14 protein-coding genes and 1 riboswitch are annotated in these 14,548 nt (G+C 39.4%); all 14 genes read right to left on the minus strand.

The genetic code is table 11. The annotated features are described in order from the left end of the window. Positions 1 to 108: 108 nt before the first annotated feature. The 14 genes from rpe to remA all read right to left on the minus strand — a co-directional run bounded on the left by rpe (position 109) and on the right by remA (position 14,547). Positions 109 to 750 (minus strand): ribulose-phosphate 3-epimerase, encoded by a 642-nt coding sequence (rpe, locus tag GCWU000321_RS00965; RefSeq protein WP_007069190.1) that lies wholly within the window; start codon positions 748 to 750, stop codon positions 109 to 111. A gap of 25 nt (positions 751 to 775) precedes the next feature. Further along, positions 776 to 1,642 carry a ribosome small subunit-dependent GTPase A gene (gene rsgA / locus GCWU000321_RS00970; RefSeq protein ID WP_007069191.1) on the minus strand — a complete coding sequence of 289 codons (867 nt, stop codon included), beginning with the start codon at positions 1,640 to 1,642 and terminating at the stop codon, positions 776 to 778. A 4-nt stretch (positions 1,643 to 1,646) separates the two neighbouring features. Continuing rightward, positions 1,647 to 3,503: a Stk1 family PASTA domain-containing Ser/Thr kinase gene (gene pknB / locus GCWU000321_RS00975; protein ID WP_007069192.1), complete on the minus strand. Its 1,857-nt coding sequence runs from the start codon at positions 3,501 to 3,503 to the stop codon at positions 1,647 to 1,649. Further along, complete coding sequence (locus GCWU000321_RS00980) at positions 3,503 to 4,252, minus strand: Stp1/IreP family PP2C-type Ser/Thr phosphatase (RefSeq protein ID WP_007069193.1); 750 nt, start codon at positions 4,250 to 4,252, stop codon at positions 3,503 to 3,505. Before GCWU000321_RS00980 ends, pknB begins: the two co-directional genes overlap by 1 nt. Positions 4,253 to 4,351: 99 nt before the next feature. Continuing rightward, a complete protein-coding gene (gene rlmN, locus GCWU000321_RS00985; protein ID WP_007069194.1) occupies positions 4,352 to 5,389 on the minus strand; it encodes a dual-specificity RNA methyltransferase RlmN in 1,038 nt (345 codons plus the stop codon). Then, a complete protein-coding gene (gene rsmB, locus GCWU000321_RS00990; protein ID WP_007069195.1) occupies positions 5,379 to 6,743 on the minus strand; it encodes a 16S rRNA (cytosine(967)-C(5))-methyltransferase RsmB in 1,365 nt (454 codons plus the stop codon). Before rsmB ends, rlmN begins: the two co-directional genes overlap by 11 nt. Continuing rightward, positions 6,724 to 7,671 (minus strand): methionyl-tRNA formyltransferase, encoded by a 948-nt coding sequence (fmt, locus tag GCWU000321_RS00995; RefSeq protein WP_007069196.1) that lies wholly within the window; start codon positions 7,669 to 7,671, stop codon positions 6,724 to 6,726. The genes rsmB and fmt overlap by 20 nt, the downstream gene beginning before the upstream one ends. Then, positions 7,664 to 8,128 carry a peptide deformylase gene (def, locus tag GCWU000321_RS01000; protein ID WP_040381069.1) on the minus strand — a complete coding sequence of 155 codons (465 nt, stop codon included), beginning with the start codon at positions 8,126 to 8,128 and terminating at the stop codon, positions 7,664 to 7,666. Before def ends, fmt begins: the two co-directional genes overlap by 8 nt. Before the next feature lie 28 nt (positions 8,129 to 8,156). Continuing rightward, complete coding sequence (gene priA, locus GCWU000321_RS01005) at positions 8,157 to 10,532, minus strand: replication restart helicase PriA (protein ID WP_007069198.1); 2,376 nt, start codon at positions 10,530 to 10,532, stop codon at positions 8,157 to 8,159. 190 nt (positions 10,533 to 10,722) lie between these two features. Next, positions 10,723 to 11,907 (minus strand): methionine adenosyltransferase, encoded by a 1,185-nt coding sequence (gene metK, locus GCWU000321_RS01010; RefSeq protein ID WP_007069199.1) that lies wholly within the window; start codon positions 11,905 to 11,907, stop codon positions 10,723 to 10,725. Between the two features lie 54 nt (positions 11,908 to 11,961). Beyond that, a riboswitch (SAM riboswitch) is annotated at positions 11,962 to 12,065 on the minus strand. A gap of 111 nt (positions 12,066 to 12,176) precedes the next feature. Then, positions 12,177 to 13,376: a bifunctional phosphopantothenoylcysteine decarboxylase/phosphopantothenate--cysteine ligase CoaBC gene (coaBC, locus tag GCWU000321_RS01015; protein ID WP_007069200.1), complete on the minus strand. Its 1,200-nt coding sequence runs from the start codon at positions 13,374 to 13,376 to the stop codon at positions 12,177 to 12,179. Positions 13,377 to 13,426: 50 nt separating this feature from the next. After that, a complete protein-coding gene (gene rpoZ / locus GCWU000321_RS01020) occupies positions 13,427 to 13,627 on the minus strand; it encodes a DNA-directed RNA polymerase subunit omega (protein WP_007069201.1) in 201 nt (66 codons plus the stop codon). Beyond that, positions 13,624 to 14,265 carry a guanylate kinase gene (gene gmk / locus GCWU000321_RS01025; protein ID WP_007069202.1) on the minus strand — a complete coding sequence of 214 codons (642 nt, stop codon included), beginning with the start codon at positions 14,263 to 14,265 and terminating at the stop codon, positions 13,624 to 13,626. Before gmk ends, rpoZ begins: the two co-directional genes overlap by 4 nt. A gap of 6 nt (positions 14,266 to 14,271) precedes the next feature. Next, positions 14,272 to 14,547 carry an extracellular matrix/biofilm regulator RemA gene (gene remA, locus GCWU000321_RS01030; RefSeq protein WP_007069203.1) on the minus strand — a complete coding sequence of 92 codons (276 nt, stop codon included), beginning with the start codon at positions 14,545 to 14,547 and terminating at the stop codon, positions 14,272 to 14,274. Position 14,548: the final 1 nt, after the last annotated feature.

Below are 14,548 nucleotides of genomic sequence, written 5' to 3' on the forward strand. Positions count from 1 at the left end.
GATATCAAATCTTTGCATCATATGTTTATTTTACAACAAAATCAATGAGAACAAAAAGCGCACAGCCTATAAAAACAGACTATGCGGATAAAATACGGAAAGAAAACCCTATGAACGCAGTACATCAATCGCTTTTTTTCTATCAGCCGCGCCAAACACGGAGGAACCGGCTACAAGAATATCTGCGCCTACGTCTTTAAGCAAAACAGCATTAGCAGAAGAAACTCCTCCATCCACTTCGATGGGAATTTGAAGATTTAAATTCTTCATCATCTTTTTTAATACTTTTATTTTATCTAAAGTATAGGAAATGAACTTCTGACCGCCGAATCCCGGATTAACGGACATAATAAGTACAAAATCTAAAAGAGGCAATACAAGTTCCAAAGCAGACAGTGATGTGCCAGGATTAAGCGCAATACCCGCTTTAATTCCACGAGACTTTATATCGTGAATAGTACGATCCACATGAATCACCGCCTCCTGATGAAAGGAAATCATATCAACACCAATTTTTCCAAGTGAATCAAAATAATATTCAGGATGATATGTCATTAAATGAACATCAAATGGCAGCAACGTGACTTTTCTAAGTGACTGAATGACCGGTGGACCAAAAGAAATATTGGGTACAAAGGTACCGTCCATGACATCAAGATGAACTAAATCAGCACCACCCGTTTCAATATCTTTCAACTCACATTCTAAATTGGAAAAATCTGCGGCAAGGACCGAGGGAGCAATCTTCATAATTTTTTCTCCTGGCAAAATCAAATCAATACTTTTTGGAATACTTCAATTTCTGAAATATTTGTAAATAGGACTCATATCTTCTTTTTTGAACAACCCCGTCTTCTATAGCCTTCCGGATAGCACACTTCGGCTCGGAAATGTGCCGGCAATTATTAAAATAACATTTCCCTAAGTAAGGACGAAAGTCTTTAAATAAAAAACCTAATTCATCAATATCCAGTAAATCTATATCTAGAAGCGTATACCCTGGGGTGTCCATAAGAAATACTCCCGTCTTAAATGGCACTAATTCTGCATGCCGGGTTGTTGCCCGCCCCTTTCCTGTATAAGCGCTGACTGCACCAGAGGTAAAGTATGACCGCCCTAAAAAATAATTTAGAATACTGGACTTTCCAACTCCAGACGGTCCGGAAAATACGATGATACGACCTCGCAAAAGTTTTTTTAAATCGTCAAGGCCATCTTGAGTATATGTAGATGTATAAACACAGGGATATCCCGCTTTTTCATATTCTTCACATACTCTTTTGGCAGAAACTTCATCCAAATCGCACTTATTGATGCAAATCACAGGAGGCATATTCGCATTTTCCGCAAGTAATATCATTTTATCAAGAAGACCGCGATTAAGATCCGGTGTACAAATGGATGACACCAGTACGAGTTCATCTACATTTGAAACCGGCGGCCGATATAACTGATTCTTTCGTTTATAAACTTTTGTAATGACTCCCTCGAACCCTTTATTGGCTTCATATTCTACATGATCGCCCACTAATACATCGGTCTTTTTCTTCAATGCTCCGCGTGAACGGCAGCGAGTCAGTACCTGATTATTTCCCAATATGGTAAAATATCCGTTTTGATCTTTCAGGACAGTCCCTTCCATAAATTTATAGCTCCCGATCTTGGACTATATTTCCATCAATAAGTACCTGAACCTTAACATTCCCTATCCCTGATACAGATTGATTAACTGTACTTCCCGGTTTAACCTGCTGATCATAGGAGACTGATTTACCATTATCATCAATTATATAGATAACCACATGGCGTGAATTGCCGTTTTTAGGAATAGTAATATTAACGCTCCCTGTTTTTTTCTGCGTTTTTTCTTTTTTCCCGATAGTAAGATTTACGGAAGATTCATTCGTAGATACGCCACCGGTGGGATTTTGCGCCAAAACAACAGCAGAATCATCTGCAGCAACCCCGTCAGAAGATGAAATAGTTCCTAATGTAAGATGTACGGAATCCAATGCATTTTTTGCATCTGCCAATGTCATACCTACCAAATTAGGAACATTTACCGGTTGGCGCAAGTTAATAACAATATTGACAAGTGTTCCTTTTGCCACTTTCGAGAAAGACTGCGGGCTCTGAGAGATAATGATTTCGGCCGGCTGGGATTGGTCACTACCATTTTCAACAGCCCCTAAAGCAAGATCCAGTTTTCCTAACCGTTCTTTTGCCTGATCTAAAGTAAGCCCTTTTAAATCAGGAACCAAAATAACAGCTCCACCTTTGCTGACTGTCAGATGAATGATCCTCTGTTCTTTTACACTTGCTCCGCCAACCGGTGTTTGGGATATTACCTGTCCGGCCGGAATATCATCACTGGCAATTTCATCAATGGAAAACTTAAGATTCATTTCCTTCAGTGTCTTTTGTGCCACTTCCACAGGCTCTCCGACAAGCATTGGTACCGTTACATTTGAGGTACTCCAAAAATTTCCAAAGCTAAAAAATGCCCACAAAAAACAGGAAATAAATAAAAGCACCATTGCGATCCAAATATACTTTTGAGGGAAATTTGTAATCAGATGAGAAAGCTTACCTTCCGTCTCTGTTCGTGCAATTTTTTCTGTTTTTTGTGCAATTGGTTTCGTCATCGCAGCAAACTCGGGCTGTGCAGGTTTATAAATGGACGTAGTAAATCCCTGCGCCATTTTTAACTCAGAAATAAAATCAGAAACAGAATTGTATCTCTTATCAGGATCTTTCTGCAACGCGGTCAAAACGCATTCTTCCAGCATGGGCGTAATGGCAGGATTAAATTTAGTTGGCCGTGGTACTTCTCCGCGCATATGCTGCAGTGCAATACTGACTGCTGTTTCACCTTCAAACGGTAAATGGTGTGTAAGCATTTCATAGAGCACAACACCTAAAGAATAAATATCTGTTTTCTCTGTAACTTTATCCCCAGCCGCTTGTTCTGGTGATAAATAATGAACAGATCCCAAAATAGATTTTTTATCAATTACTGTTGCAGAATTGATTGCTCGTGCGATGCCAAAGTCAGTCACTTTCACCTTACCGGTTTCAGTCAGAAGAATGTTATGCGGCTTAATGTCGCAATGAACAATACCATTCTCATGGGCTGCTTCAAGTGCGCTGCCGATTTCAACAGCAATACGTACAGCCATATCGACAGATATACTGCTGTGATCTTGAATATATTGTTTAAGGGTCACCCCTTCGACATACTCCATAACAATATAATGTACTCCCTGATCATCCCCAACATCATATATCCCCACAATATTAGGATGTGTAAGTTTCCCCGCAGACTGCGCTTCATGTCGAAAACGTACAATGAAATCATTGTCTTCTGCAAAACTGCTATGAAGCACTTTTACAGCAACTACCCTATCAAGTAATAAATCGGTAGCCATATAGACATCTGCCATGCCCCCCGAGCCTATTTTCTTTTCCAATTTATAGCGATTGTCAAGTGTTTTACCAACCATTAGCCTTCTCCGCCTTTTCTACCCCAGTAGTCAATTAATATAAGAGATACATTATCTGCCGCACCTGCATTATAAGCGGCATTGAATAAATGTTCTCCGCAATTCATTAAATCTTCTTTGGTAAAATTTCTATATTCCGACAGAATTTTTGCGATATGTGTATCATCCACCATCCCTGTCAATCCGTCAGTACAAAGCAGTATTAATGTATTATTTTTTAACCGGATTGTACCTGTATCCACTTCTAATGCCTTCTTGATTCCCACAGCACGGGTAATTTCATTCTTCCGTGGATGTTCATGCATTTCATCCTCGGTAATCTTGCCTTTTCTTAGAAGTTCCATAACAAAAGAATGGTCTGTTGTCACTTGCTGGAGAATTTCTTTATGATAAATATATAATCGGCTATCTCCGACATGTGCCCAACTCAGCACATTATCATTGATACCTACTGTAATCATGGTTGTTCCCATACCATCAAGTTCAGGTTTCTTCATTTTTTCGGTCAGAACAACTTGATTTGCATGCAAAATAGACTCCTTCAAGAGTCCTTCTGAAATTTTTTCCAAAGGTACATTCTTCAAGAAGCCGGTTCCACTTTCAACAGCAAGCCTACTGGCCACTTGACCACCTACGTAGCCTCCCATGCCATCCGCTAAGATAAAAACGGGACCGGAACAATCCGAAATACTGTCTTCATTTACTTTGCGAATCAGTCCGACACGGGAATCGCCGTATGCAATAAACATAGATGCCAGATTCTTTCTATAACTCAAATACAATAAATGCTATTTACAATTCATAGTAGCATGTTGAAAAAACACAGTCAACAAAAGCCTTTAAGGATACTAAGTGACACTGTTTAAATATCTCCGTTTTAACTGTCCGCAAGCCGCTTGTATTTCATCCCCCATTTGTTTGCGCACAGTCGTTTCCTTTCCTTTTTTCAGCAAAATATCCTGAAATCGTTTGATTTCTTTCCATTCTGGCGGATACAATTTAATATGCTCTGTACTGTTGATAGGGATTAAATTAATATGGCACGGCATTTTACCTATTAAGCGGCAAAGTTCTTTTGCGTTTTCCACACTTGCATTCATATCCTTGATAAGAATATATTCAAAAGTGACCCTTCTCTTTGTTTTCTTAAAGTAATATTCTGCCGCACTCACTACATCTTTAATTCTAAAATTTTTACTTATAGGAACCAAAACATTACGAATCCGATCATTCGGCGCATGCAAAGAAATAGCAAGGGTAATAGGGATATTTTCATCAGCTAATCGATAAATTTGAGGTACGATCCCGCATGTAGAAATAGTTATATTACGATAACTGATATTCAATAGTTCAGGATCATTCGCAAGATGGATAAAATGCAAAACCTCTTTATAATTAGTAAGCGGTTCCCCTGCTCCCATCAGAACGATGGAATGGAACGGTATATCGTAAAGTTCTTTAAATGCATACATCTGTGCAAGAATTTCTCCTGCCGTTAAATTTCTTTCCAACCCTTTTCTTGTGGAAGCGCAAAATATACATCCCATTGCACAGCCGACCTGGGTGGAAACGCAAATAGAATTTCCATAATGGTGACACATACAAACGGTCTCAACCAAGGAGCCATCTTTTAATTTAAGAAGTAATTTTATAGTCTTTTCATCATCGGATTGAGCCCGGCTTATAATGACCGGCTTATCAATCTGTCCGTTCTCTTTTAACCAGTCTCGCATTTTCTGCGAAAACTGAGTCATTTCATCAAAATGGAATATATGCCTTTTGTATAGGTAATCTCGTAATTGCTTTGCTCTGAAACGGGGAAACCCGTTTCCCACAACCCATGTTTCTAGCTCCTGCAAATTTAGTCCCCATATATTACGCTTCATGAGATACCTTTCTTAATTTTGCCACAAAAAAACCATCACTTCTGACTAAATCAGGATAAAGGGTCATCATCCCATTTAAAGATTTTCCCAAAACGGGAAAGTTAAATTCTTCCGGCGCAAACTCCGAATGTAAAGAAAGAAACTCATTAATAATATGTTCGTTCTCATCAGGATTAAGTGTGCAAGTACTATAAACTAATACGCCGCCTGTTTTTGTATATTTAGCCGCCTGCTCAATTAATTGTTTTTGTAATGGTGGAAATACGGATAAGTCACTTTCCTTTCTTCTCCACCGAAGTTCCACCTTATGTCCTAAGACCCCTAATCCTGAACAAGGTGCATCTAAAAGGACCTTATCATAAGTTTCATACAGGAATGGTAACGGTTTGACGGAATCTCTTACCTCTGTATGGATAATAGATATTCCCAAACGTTTTGCATTGTCTTTTATCAATTTGACTTTATGCGGATAAACATCCCAAGCGTCAATACTGCCTCTATTTCCCATCAACGCTGCTATATGCGTTGTTTTACTTCCTGGCGCCGCACACATATCAAGAACATGGTCTCCTGCATCCGGTCCAAGTACTTTGGCAGGAATCATGGAAGATGCCGTCTGTATATATATAAGTCCTGTCTGCAGAAACTCTGAAAACAGAATATCCGTCCCCGCTTTTATTGCCAGTGCTTCCGGCATATAAGAAATATCTCCTACACTTATATTTCTTAATTTTAACTGTTTTTTGATATCATCCGTTTCTATTTTAAGCGTATTTACTCTAATGCATGTGTCCGAAATAGTATTAAAGGCTTTCAGAATCTTTTCAGATTGTCCCATACCGTATTCTTTTTCAAAAAATCGAATCAGCCATTCAGGTTGGTTATAGATTAAAGATTCATAAAAGACACGGTTGGAAGTTCTATCCGGCAACGTAAGTGATCCCCTTCGGCGAAGAAAATTTCGGAGAACTCCATTAATAAATTTTACATTTCCGATATGAGTTACTTTTTTTGCAATTTTTACTGTTTCGTTGACAGCTGCAGACTCAGGGATACGATCTAAAAAGACAATCTGATATATCCCAAGGGCTAAAAGAATACGTACTGCAGGATGAATTTTAAACATCGGCCGGTCACTTATCAAACTGATCATCCAAAGGCAATAATTATATTTACGACAAACCCCATAAATAAGTTCCGTCAATAAATGTCGTTCTTCCTTTTTTAAAGGGCACCACCGCAAAATACTCTGAATCGTTAAATTAGCGTAAGCATTTTTTTCAAAGATTTCATAAAGTGCCTCAAATGCCAATGTTCTCGCTGATTTTATTTTTTCAGTACTCGAAGCAATCATTGGTTTTTACCTGATATCCATTGATAAAATCAATCGTTTTCATTCGCTTATGATTCTCCGGTTGAACCATTGTTAAGTATATGATTCCATGCGTCGCAGCAACACCTATATTCCCATCTTTTAAAGAAACAACAGTTCCCTTGGGGATTGCAGCGGTATTGCTGTTCTCATAAAAAGCAGCATGGATTTTTATCCGTTTACCATGAAAATAGGTGTATGTCCCCGGGGAAGGATACATTCCTCGAATAAGGGCATCAATAACCGATGCCTCTTGCTCCCAATCAATATGCCCCATCTCTTTTGTAACTTTTTCCGCATAAGTTGCTTTCGCATGATCTTGCGGTTTCGCACCAGCCATACTTTCAGGTAGATTCTTCAAGACATAGAGAAGCTCTTTCGCCCCCAACACGGAAAGTGATTCAAATAATTCACCCGCTGTCATATGCGGCAGGATTTTCAATGGAGCCATACGAATGATATCGCCTGTATCCATCCCGGCATCAAGTTTCATGATACTGATACCAGTCTCACTTTTACGGTCTATAATAGCCCTTTGTATAGGGGCAGAGCCTCTATACTCCGGCAAAAGAGAGGCGTGAATATTAATCGCTCCATAAACGGCGGCATCTATAACTGCGACCGGAAGAATTTTTCCATAAGCCACTACAATAATAAGATCTGGCTTTAATGCAGCCAATTCCCGAATAGTATCTTCACTTTTAAAAGTCGTCGGTTGGTATACCGGGATATTCTCTTCCATTGCTAATTTTTTTACATCAGAAAAAGTTATCCTGTTCCCTCTTCCATTTATTTTGTCAGGCTGAGTATAAACAGCAATAGGTCTATATCCATTTTCACACAGTGTTTTTAATTGCACAGCCGCAAAATCAGGTGTTCCCATAAATATAATCCGATATGGATTACTCATCAGACGCTCCTTTATGCAACGAGTTTGCCTTTTCGATAAAAAGAATCCCATTCAGATGATCTGTTTCATGTTGTATACAACGTGCCAGAAGTCCCGTTGCTTTCTTTTGCTTTCTTTTCCCATGAATATCCTGATATTTTACAGTCACATTAGCATAACGTTCTACTTCTCCATACCAATTTGGAACAGACAAACAACCTTCCGTATCAGTTACTTTCTCATCTCCGTCAGGAGTCCATCTCGGATTAATATAAGCTTCAAATCCGGATTCTCCATCATCAGCAACAAAAACACGTTTTGAAACAGCAATTTGCGGTGCTGCCAATCCTACTCCGTTAGATTCATACATTGTCTTTTTCATTTCATTAACTAAGAACTTCAGTTTCTTATCAAATGCGGTAACAGGCATTGCAACAGACTTCAAAATCGGATCGCCTGCAGTAATTATTTTACTCAATTCATTTCCCTTCACTTTCACTAAAATATTATAGGGGATCTACATCTATAATTATATCATTTTCCTGAAATATCTTAGAATTCTGCATGGAAAGCTTCAAACGCCTTAGTGTTTTTCCTTTTATAAGCAAGGAAACATTATATATATTTCTTACCTTTTTGACAGGTTCATCATAAGGCGGTGTTACAGAAATATAATCCGGTATGCCAGGCAGCATTTCCCGAATATAACGATAAATCTTTTCTGCATGATTTCTGGCGATACTCTCTTTTTTATTAAAACAGGTGATTTTCATCAGCCTGGTAAACGGCGGATAATGGAGAGTTCTTCGATATTCCAATTCCTGCTGATAAAAAGCATCATAGTCCTGTTTTGCAGCAGTTAATATAACATAGTGTTCTGTATTATATGTTTGAAGAATGACTCGTCCCTGTTCCAAATTCCTGCCTGCCCGCCCCGCACATTGTGTAATCAGATTAAAAGTCTGTTCTGCTGCAAGATAAGTAGGCATATTCAAGGTGCTATCCACAGAAAGGATCCCTACAGACTGCACGCCCGGTATATCATGTCCCTTGGCTACCATCTGTGTGCCGAATAAGATGTCAAATTTTCCATCTCGAAAATTGGATAATATTTTTGCGGCGCTATACTTCCTGGCAGTACTATCTACATCAAAGCGGCAACATTTCGCTTCCGGAAGTAATTTTTTCAAATCCTCTTCAATCCGCTGTGTTCCCCATCCTAAATATAATATATCTTGAGAACTGCACACAGGACACTGCCTGGGCAAAGGAAATATACTCTCACAATAATGGCAGTTCAATCGATGTTTATCTTTATGATAGACAAGCGGAACATCACAATGGGTGCATTTGAATACATATCCGCAATGTTTACACATCAAAGTCGGTGCAAAGCCTCTTCGATTCAGCAGCAGAATCGCCTTATGATTCTTTTGAACCGTATCTCTCAAAAGATCAATCATCGGTCTTGATAAGTTGGTCGCATGTCCTATATCTGCTTCGCTCCGCATATCATAAACATATATTTGAGGCAGTGGTGTTCTATGAACACGTTGCCGCATTTCCAGCAATTCAATCTTCTTATTTTTAGCCGCAAAAAAAGTAGTAACAGAAGGTGTAGCTGCCCCAAGAACAATAGGGCAATTATAAATGACAGCCATTACCTTTGCCACATCTCTGCCATTATAGCGGGGAGTCTCCGTTTGTTTATAAGATGAATCATATTCCTCATCAACAATAATAAGTTTCAGATTCTTAAACGGCATGAAAAGGGCAGAACGGGAACCAATAATAATAGAACTTTCTTCATTTGCAATTCTTTGACGATTATTATACCGCTCACCTTTACTTAAATTACTGTGCATAAAAACCACTTTATCGCCAAAGTAATCGGCAAAATAAGAAACCATCTGGTTCGTCAAAGCAATCTCAGGTACTTCGAGCAGCACTGTTCCCCCTGCTGCAATCGCACTCTCCGCCGCGCGGAGATAAACTTCCGTCTTCCCACTTCCTGTTACACCATAAAGGAGTATACCCTTGTATCTTTCCTCATTAACAGCACCGATTATATATTCTACCGCATATTTTTGTTCCGCCGTTAGTTTACGTGGGTTGTCACTCTTTTTGTTTTCCACAAGCGAAAACGTTTTCTTCCCTCGATAAAATAGATGTCCATTGCCATTCCTGCAAAAGCGTCGAATAACATCCCGTGAAAAGCCCGCTGATATCAGGCTTGAAATCGAATCCTGCCCGATTTGACACAGATGCGACCATAAGGCTTTTTGTCTTCCCCCTCTTTTCATGGACTCCGATTCCGATTTGTTATTAATGGCTAACCATTCTTCCAATGGTTCTTTATAGACTTTTTGCAATAATTCTGTTTCTTTTATAAATCCTTTCGCAAGATATCGGTTACAACGAGTTTTACCCAAAACTAAAACCGCGTCTTCTTTCGAAATGATTTCAACAGAGATATCGATCAGTCCCCATATATCCTCACATTCCGGAATTTCCTTCCAATTAATCTCATATAAGACCTCTGTTCGTATTCCTTTTTTATCAATAAGAAAAAGACGAAGAGCATCTATCAATGTGCACATATAATATTGTGAAATCCATTTTGCTGTTTTAATCATTGCATCCGTAAACCAAGGTACTGAATCAATGGCATCATAAATTTCCAGCAACTTGTAAGAAATATGAGAGAATTCCTCTTCATGACATGATAGAATAATTCCTTCTTCCTGCTTGCCGGCAAACGGTACTATGCACCGCCAGCCGGAACCCACATAACTGAGATGATCCGGGATTTTATAAGAAAATGTTTTGTTTAAATGTTTCGAAGGCCGATTAATTAATATCTCCGCAATTGTACCAATCATCGATCATTTTCCTTATTTCGTGACTCCTAAAGAAACTCTTTTATATCGATATAAAACGATGTCTATATATTATCATAAAATGCTATCCTTATTCATTATTTATTTTAATGCGGCAGGATATTTTTCACGACAATAAAAAACTTCTTTGGATAAAAAACGATTCTGTCACCACAAAGAAGTTTCTCAAAAATTATATCCCAACTTGTCTTTTCAATGATTCCGCCTTGTCTGTATGCTCCCACGGTAAATCTATATCATCTCTTCCAAAATGTCCATATGCTGCAGTCTGTCTATAAATCGGATGACGTAGATTAAGCATATCAATGATACCGGCAGGTCGAAGTTCAAAATTTTCCTCAACCAGATTTACGATTTGTTCTTCATCAATTTTCCCTGTTCCGAATGTATCGACTAAAATAGATACCGGACGTGCTACACCAATTGCATAAGCCAATTGAATTTCACATTTATCCGCAAGACCTGCTGCCACGATATTCTTTGCCACATAACGCGCAGCATATGCTGCTGAGCGATCCACTTTTGTCGGATCTTTTCCGGAGAAGGCACCGCCGCCATGGCGAGCCATTCCGCCGTAAGTATCAACAATAATTTTCCGTCCAGTGAGTCCCGCATCTCCCTGCGGCCCACCAATAACAAAGCGGCCTGTCGGATTAATCAGGTATTTTGTATTTTCATCAATAAATTGGGCCGGTAAGACGGCTTTTATCACATGCTCAATCATATCTTCTCTGATTGCTTTCTGTGTAATATCCGGCGCATGTTGCGTTGAAATAACAATCGTATCAATACGCACCGGTTTCCCATCAATATATTCTACGGTTACTTGTGTTTTCCCGTCCGGTCTGAGATATGCGAGTTGTCCATTTTTCCTGACTTCTGCTAAACGGCGTGAAAGTCTGTGTGCAAATGCAATAGGAAGAGGTAAAAATTCAGGAGTTTCATTGCATGCATAACCGAACATCATTCCCTGATCGCCGGCTCCGATATCATAAGAATCCGCTTTAGCTTCCTTTGATTCCAGAGAACGATCCACCCCCATTGCGATATCAGGAGACTGTTCATCCAGAGAAATCAGAATCGCACAGGTTTCACTGTCAAATCCATAACTTGCATCAGTATACCCGATGTCCCCAATCGTTTTGCGAATCACCCGTGGAATATCCACCTTGGCATCAGTTGTTATCTCGCCAAACACATGCACCTGCCCGGTTGTGACAATGGTTTCACAAGCAACACGCCCATTGGGATCCTGCTCAAGAATAGAATCCAATATAGCGTCTGAAATCTGATCAGCTATTTTATCCGGATGCCCTTCTGTAACAGATTCTGACGTAAATAAAACTTTTTTCGGCATATTTTTATCCTCCGATTATGTAAAATAAAAATTCCTCCGCGCAGGGAGGACTTCCTCTCATCTGCCAGCAAATGCTGATGGAATTAGCACCTTTTCCCTATATAGAATGGTTGCTGCAGCATCATGGGGCCAAATCCCTCCGCTGCTCTCGATGAGTATTATAAAATTTATTATATCATATCATTGAAATTAATCAATAGAGTTTACAACAAAGGTATCTCCTACGATTTACGCAGTTCAAGAACAGGATGTCTTCTCTTATTAAATAATCAATTACATTTTTCCGCAATTTTCTCTATGATGATTTTTCCTAATTCTTCTTTTGCCATTTTAGGGTATTGCTGTAATGTACCATCTTTATATAATATGGCGGCAATATTAGTCGTTACATTAAATCCTGCGCCGGGCATTGCCACATTATTGGCAATAAGCATATCTAAATTCTTTCTTTCCACCTTGTTTCGACCATGGGCAATAACATCATTCGTTTCTGCTGCAAAACCAACAAGGAACTGGTGAGTCTTTTTTTGCCCCAGATCAAAAAGAATATCCGGATTAAGCGACAGGTGAATCATAAGATCATCATTTTCTTCTTTTTTAATTTTTTGATTCGCCGCAGCAATCGGTCTGTAATCTGAAACTGCCGCTGCCATAATGACTATATCACTTTCTTCATAGAGACTCTTCATTGCCTTATCCAATTCACGGGCATCCCGAACATAAATCATTCTAACATCTTCCGGCGCGGGCAGTGCTTCCGTACAACTTACCAGAACCACGTCAGCTGCTTCTATTGCAGCGGCCCTGGCGATAGCATAACCCATCCGTCCGCTGGAACGATTTCCTATATAACGTACCGGATCAATATTCTCTTTTGTCCCACCCGCGCTTATGACTACACGCTTCCCCTTTAACAACTGCCTTCCCGATAAAATTCGTTCAATCCGGAAAATAATTTTTTCCAGCGAAGGGAACCGGCCTTTACCGGAAGCATTACATGCCAAGTGTCCGCTTTCAGGTTCTACAAATATATAGCCAAGTTTGCGCAACTTTTTAATATTCTCTTGGACAATAGGATTCTCATACATGTTTGTATTCATGGACGGAACAAAAATAACCTTTGCAGTTGTCGCCATAATTGTTGTCGAAAGCATATCATCAGCAATTCCATTGGCTATTTTCCCAATGATATCAGCTGTTGCAGGAGCAATAACAAAAACATCCGCTAATTGGGCAAGCGAAATATGCTCTACATCCCATTTGTTGATATTGGCAAACATATCGACAGTAACATCATTACCTGAAAGTTCTCCGAATGTAATAGGTGTAACCAATTTTGCTGCATGTTCAGTCATAATGCAATGTACATCTGCACCGCGCTGCCTAAGCTGGCTTACAAGTCCAGCCGCTTTATACGCCGCAATACCGCCGCAAACTCCTACGACAATATGCTTATTTATAAACATCATAAAAATCCTTTCAGTAAGGTGAGTAAGAAACAAGTAATTACACCGTAAATTTATTTTTTATTTTCATAATAAGAAATCTTATCGTGATATATCTCTTCAAGCGCCACAGTCACCGTTTTTTTCCCTTTATCATCAAGTAATGCCGGAGATCCATCCGTTAATTCTCTCGCTCTCAGGGCAGCCAATGTGACAAGGGTATATTTTGTATCAACCTTTTTCACAAGAGCATCAATTGCTGGATAACACATCATTTTAAAGGAACCTCCTTATTTATATACTGCTGAAAAATTGTTTCTATCTGATTCTGATTCCTGGATAGTTTACATCTTTCTGCCTCTATAATTGCGCAGGTTTTATGAACTGCATCCTTCAGTACATCATTTACGACTATGTAATCATATTTATGCGCCATAGATAATTCACCGGTGATTTGAGCCAAACGCTTTTGGATGGTATCTTCCGAATCTGTCCCTCTGCCGTGTAAACGCGCTGAAAGCGTCCTTAAGGATGGTGGAACTATATAAATAAAAACACCTTTAGGATATCTTTCCTTAACCTGCATAGCACCTTGGATATCAATTTCAAGCAAAACTGATTTTCCTCTTTCAATTAGATCAAGAACACTTTTCTTTGGTGTTCCGTAATAATTGCCGTATACACATGCATACTCCAAAAAGGCCTCTTCTTTTATCAGTCTTTCAAACTCTTCCTTTGATCTGAAAAAGTAGCTGACCCCCTCTTCTTCCCCCACTCTTGCCGTTCTGGTTGTCATAGAAATGGAATAATTCAATTCAGGATAAATATTTCTGATTTCATTGCAAATAGTGCCTTTCCCTGCTCCCGACGGACCGGAAACGACAAGCAGAATTCCCTCATCCTTTTTCCCCATATACCTTTACCCCTCATCAGCCGCTTCCATAATTGCCGTTTCCTTATTCATTAAACGGTGAGAAATTGTTTCAGGCTGAACGGCGGAAAGAATAGTTTGCCCACTGTCCATAATCAAAACTGCCCGTGTTTTTCTCCCGTAAGTAGCATCAATCAGCTCGCCTTTGTCTCGGCAGTCTTGAATCATTCGTTTGACCGGTGCCGATTCTGGACTGATAATTGCAATAACTCTGGTTGCCGCTGCCATGTTTCCAAAGCCTATGTTAATAAGCTGAACTCCCATT

Origin of the sequence: Dialister invisus DSM 15470, from assembly GCF_000160055.1 — a bacterium.
Classification (GTDB): Bacteria; Bacillota; Negativicutes; order Veillonellales; family Dialisteraceae; genus Dialister; species Dialister invisus.

Excerpts from the sequence above, each read along its gene's own strand:
- fmt (WP_007069196.1), bottom strand. The coding sequence starts at position 7,671 with ATGAGTAATCCATATCGGATTATATTTATGGGAACACCTGATTTTGCG.
- GCWU000321_RS00980 (WP_007069193.1), bottom strand. The coding sequence starts at position 4,252 with ATGTTTATTGCATACGGCGATTCCCGTGTCGGACTGATTCGCAAAGTA.
- rpoZ (WP_007069201.1), bottom strand. The coding sequence starts at position 13,627 with ATGATGTGTTATCCAGCAATTGATGCTCTTGTGAAAAAGGTTGATACA.
- rpe (WP_007069190.1), bottom strand. The coding sequence starts at position 750 with ATGAAGATTGCTCCCTCGGTCCTTGCCGCAGATTTTTCCAATTTAGAA.
- pknB (WP_007069192.1), bottom strand. The coding sequence starts at position 3,503 with ATGGTTGGTAAAACACTTGACAATCGCTATAAATTGGAAAAGAAAATA.
- priA (WP_007069198.1), bottom strand. The coding sequence starts at position 10,532 with ATGATTGGTACAATTGCGGAGATATTAATTAATCGGCCTTCGAAACAT.
- rsgA (WP_007069191.1), bottom strand. The coding sequence starts at position 1,642 with ATGGAAGGGACTGTCCTGAAAGATCAAAACGGATATTTTACCATATTG.
- rsmB (WP_007069195.1), bottom strand. The coding sequence starts at position 6,743 with ATGATTGCTTCGAGTACTGAAAAAATAAAATCAGCGAGAACATTGGCA.
- remA (WP_007069203.1), bottom strand. The coding sequence starts at position 14,547 with ATGGGAGTTCAGCTTATTAACATAGGCTTTGGAAACATGGCAGCGGCA.
- gmk (WP_007069202.1), bottom strand. The coding sequence starts at position 14,265 with ATGGGGAAAAAGGATGAGGGAATTCTGCTTGTCGTTTCCGGTCCGTCG.
- rlmN (WP_007069194.1), bottom strand. The coding sequence starts at position 5,389 with ATGAAGCGTAATATATGGGGACTAAATTTGCAGGAGCTAGAAACATGG.
- coaBC (WP_007069200.1), bottom strand. The coding sequence starts at position 13,376 with ATGATGTTTATAAATAAGCATATTGTCGTAGGAGTTTGCGGCGGTATT.
- metK (WP_007069199.1), bottom strand. The coding sequence starts at position 11,907 with ATGCCGAAAAAAGTTTTATTTACGTCAGAATCTGTTACAGAAGGGCAT.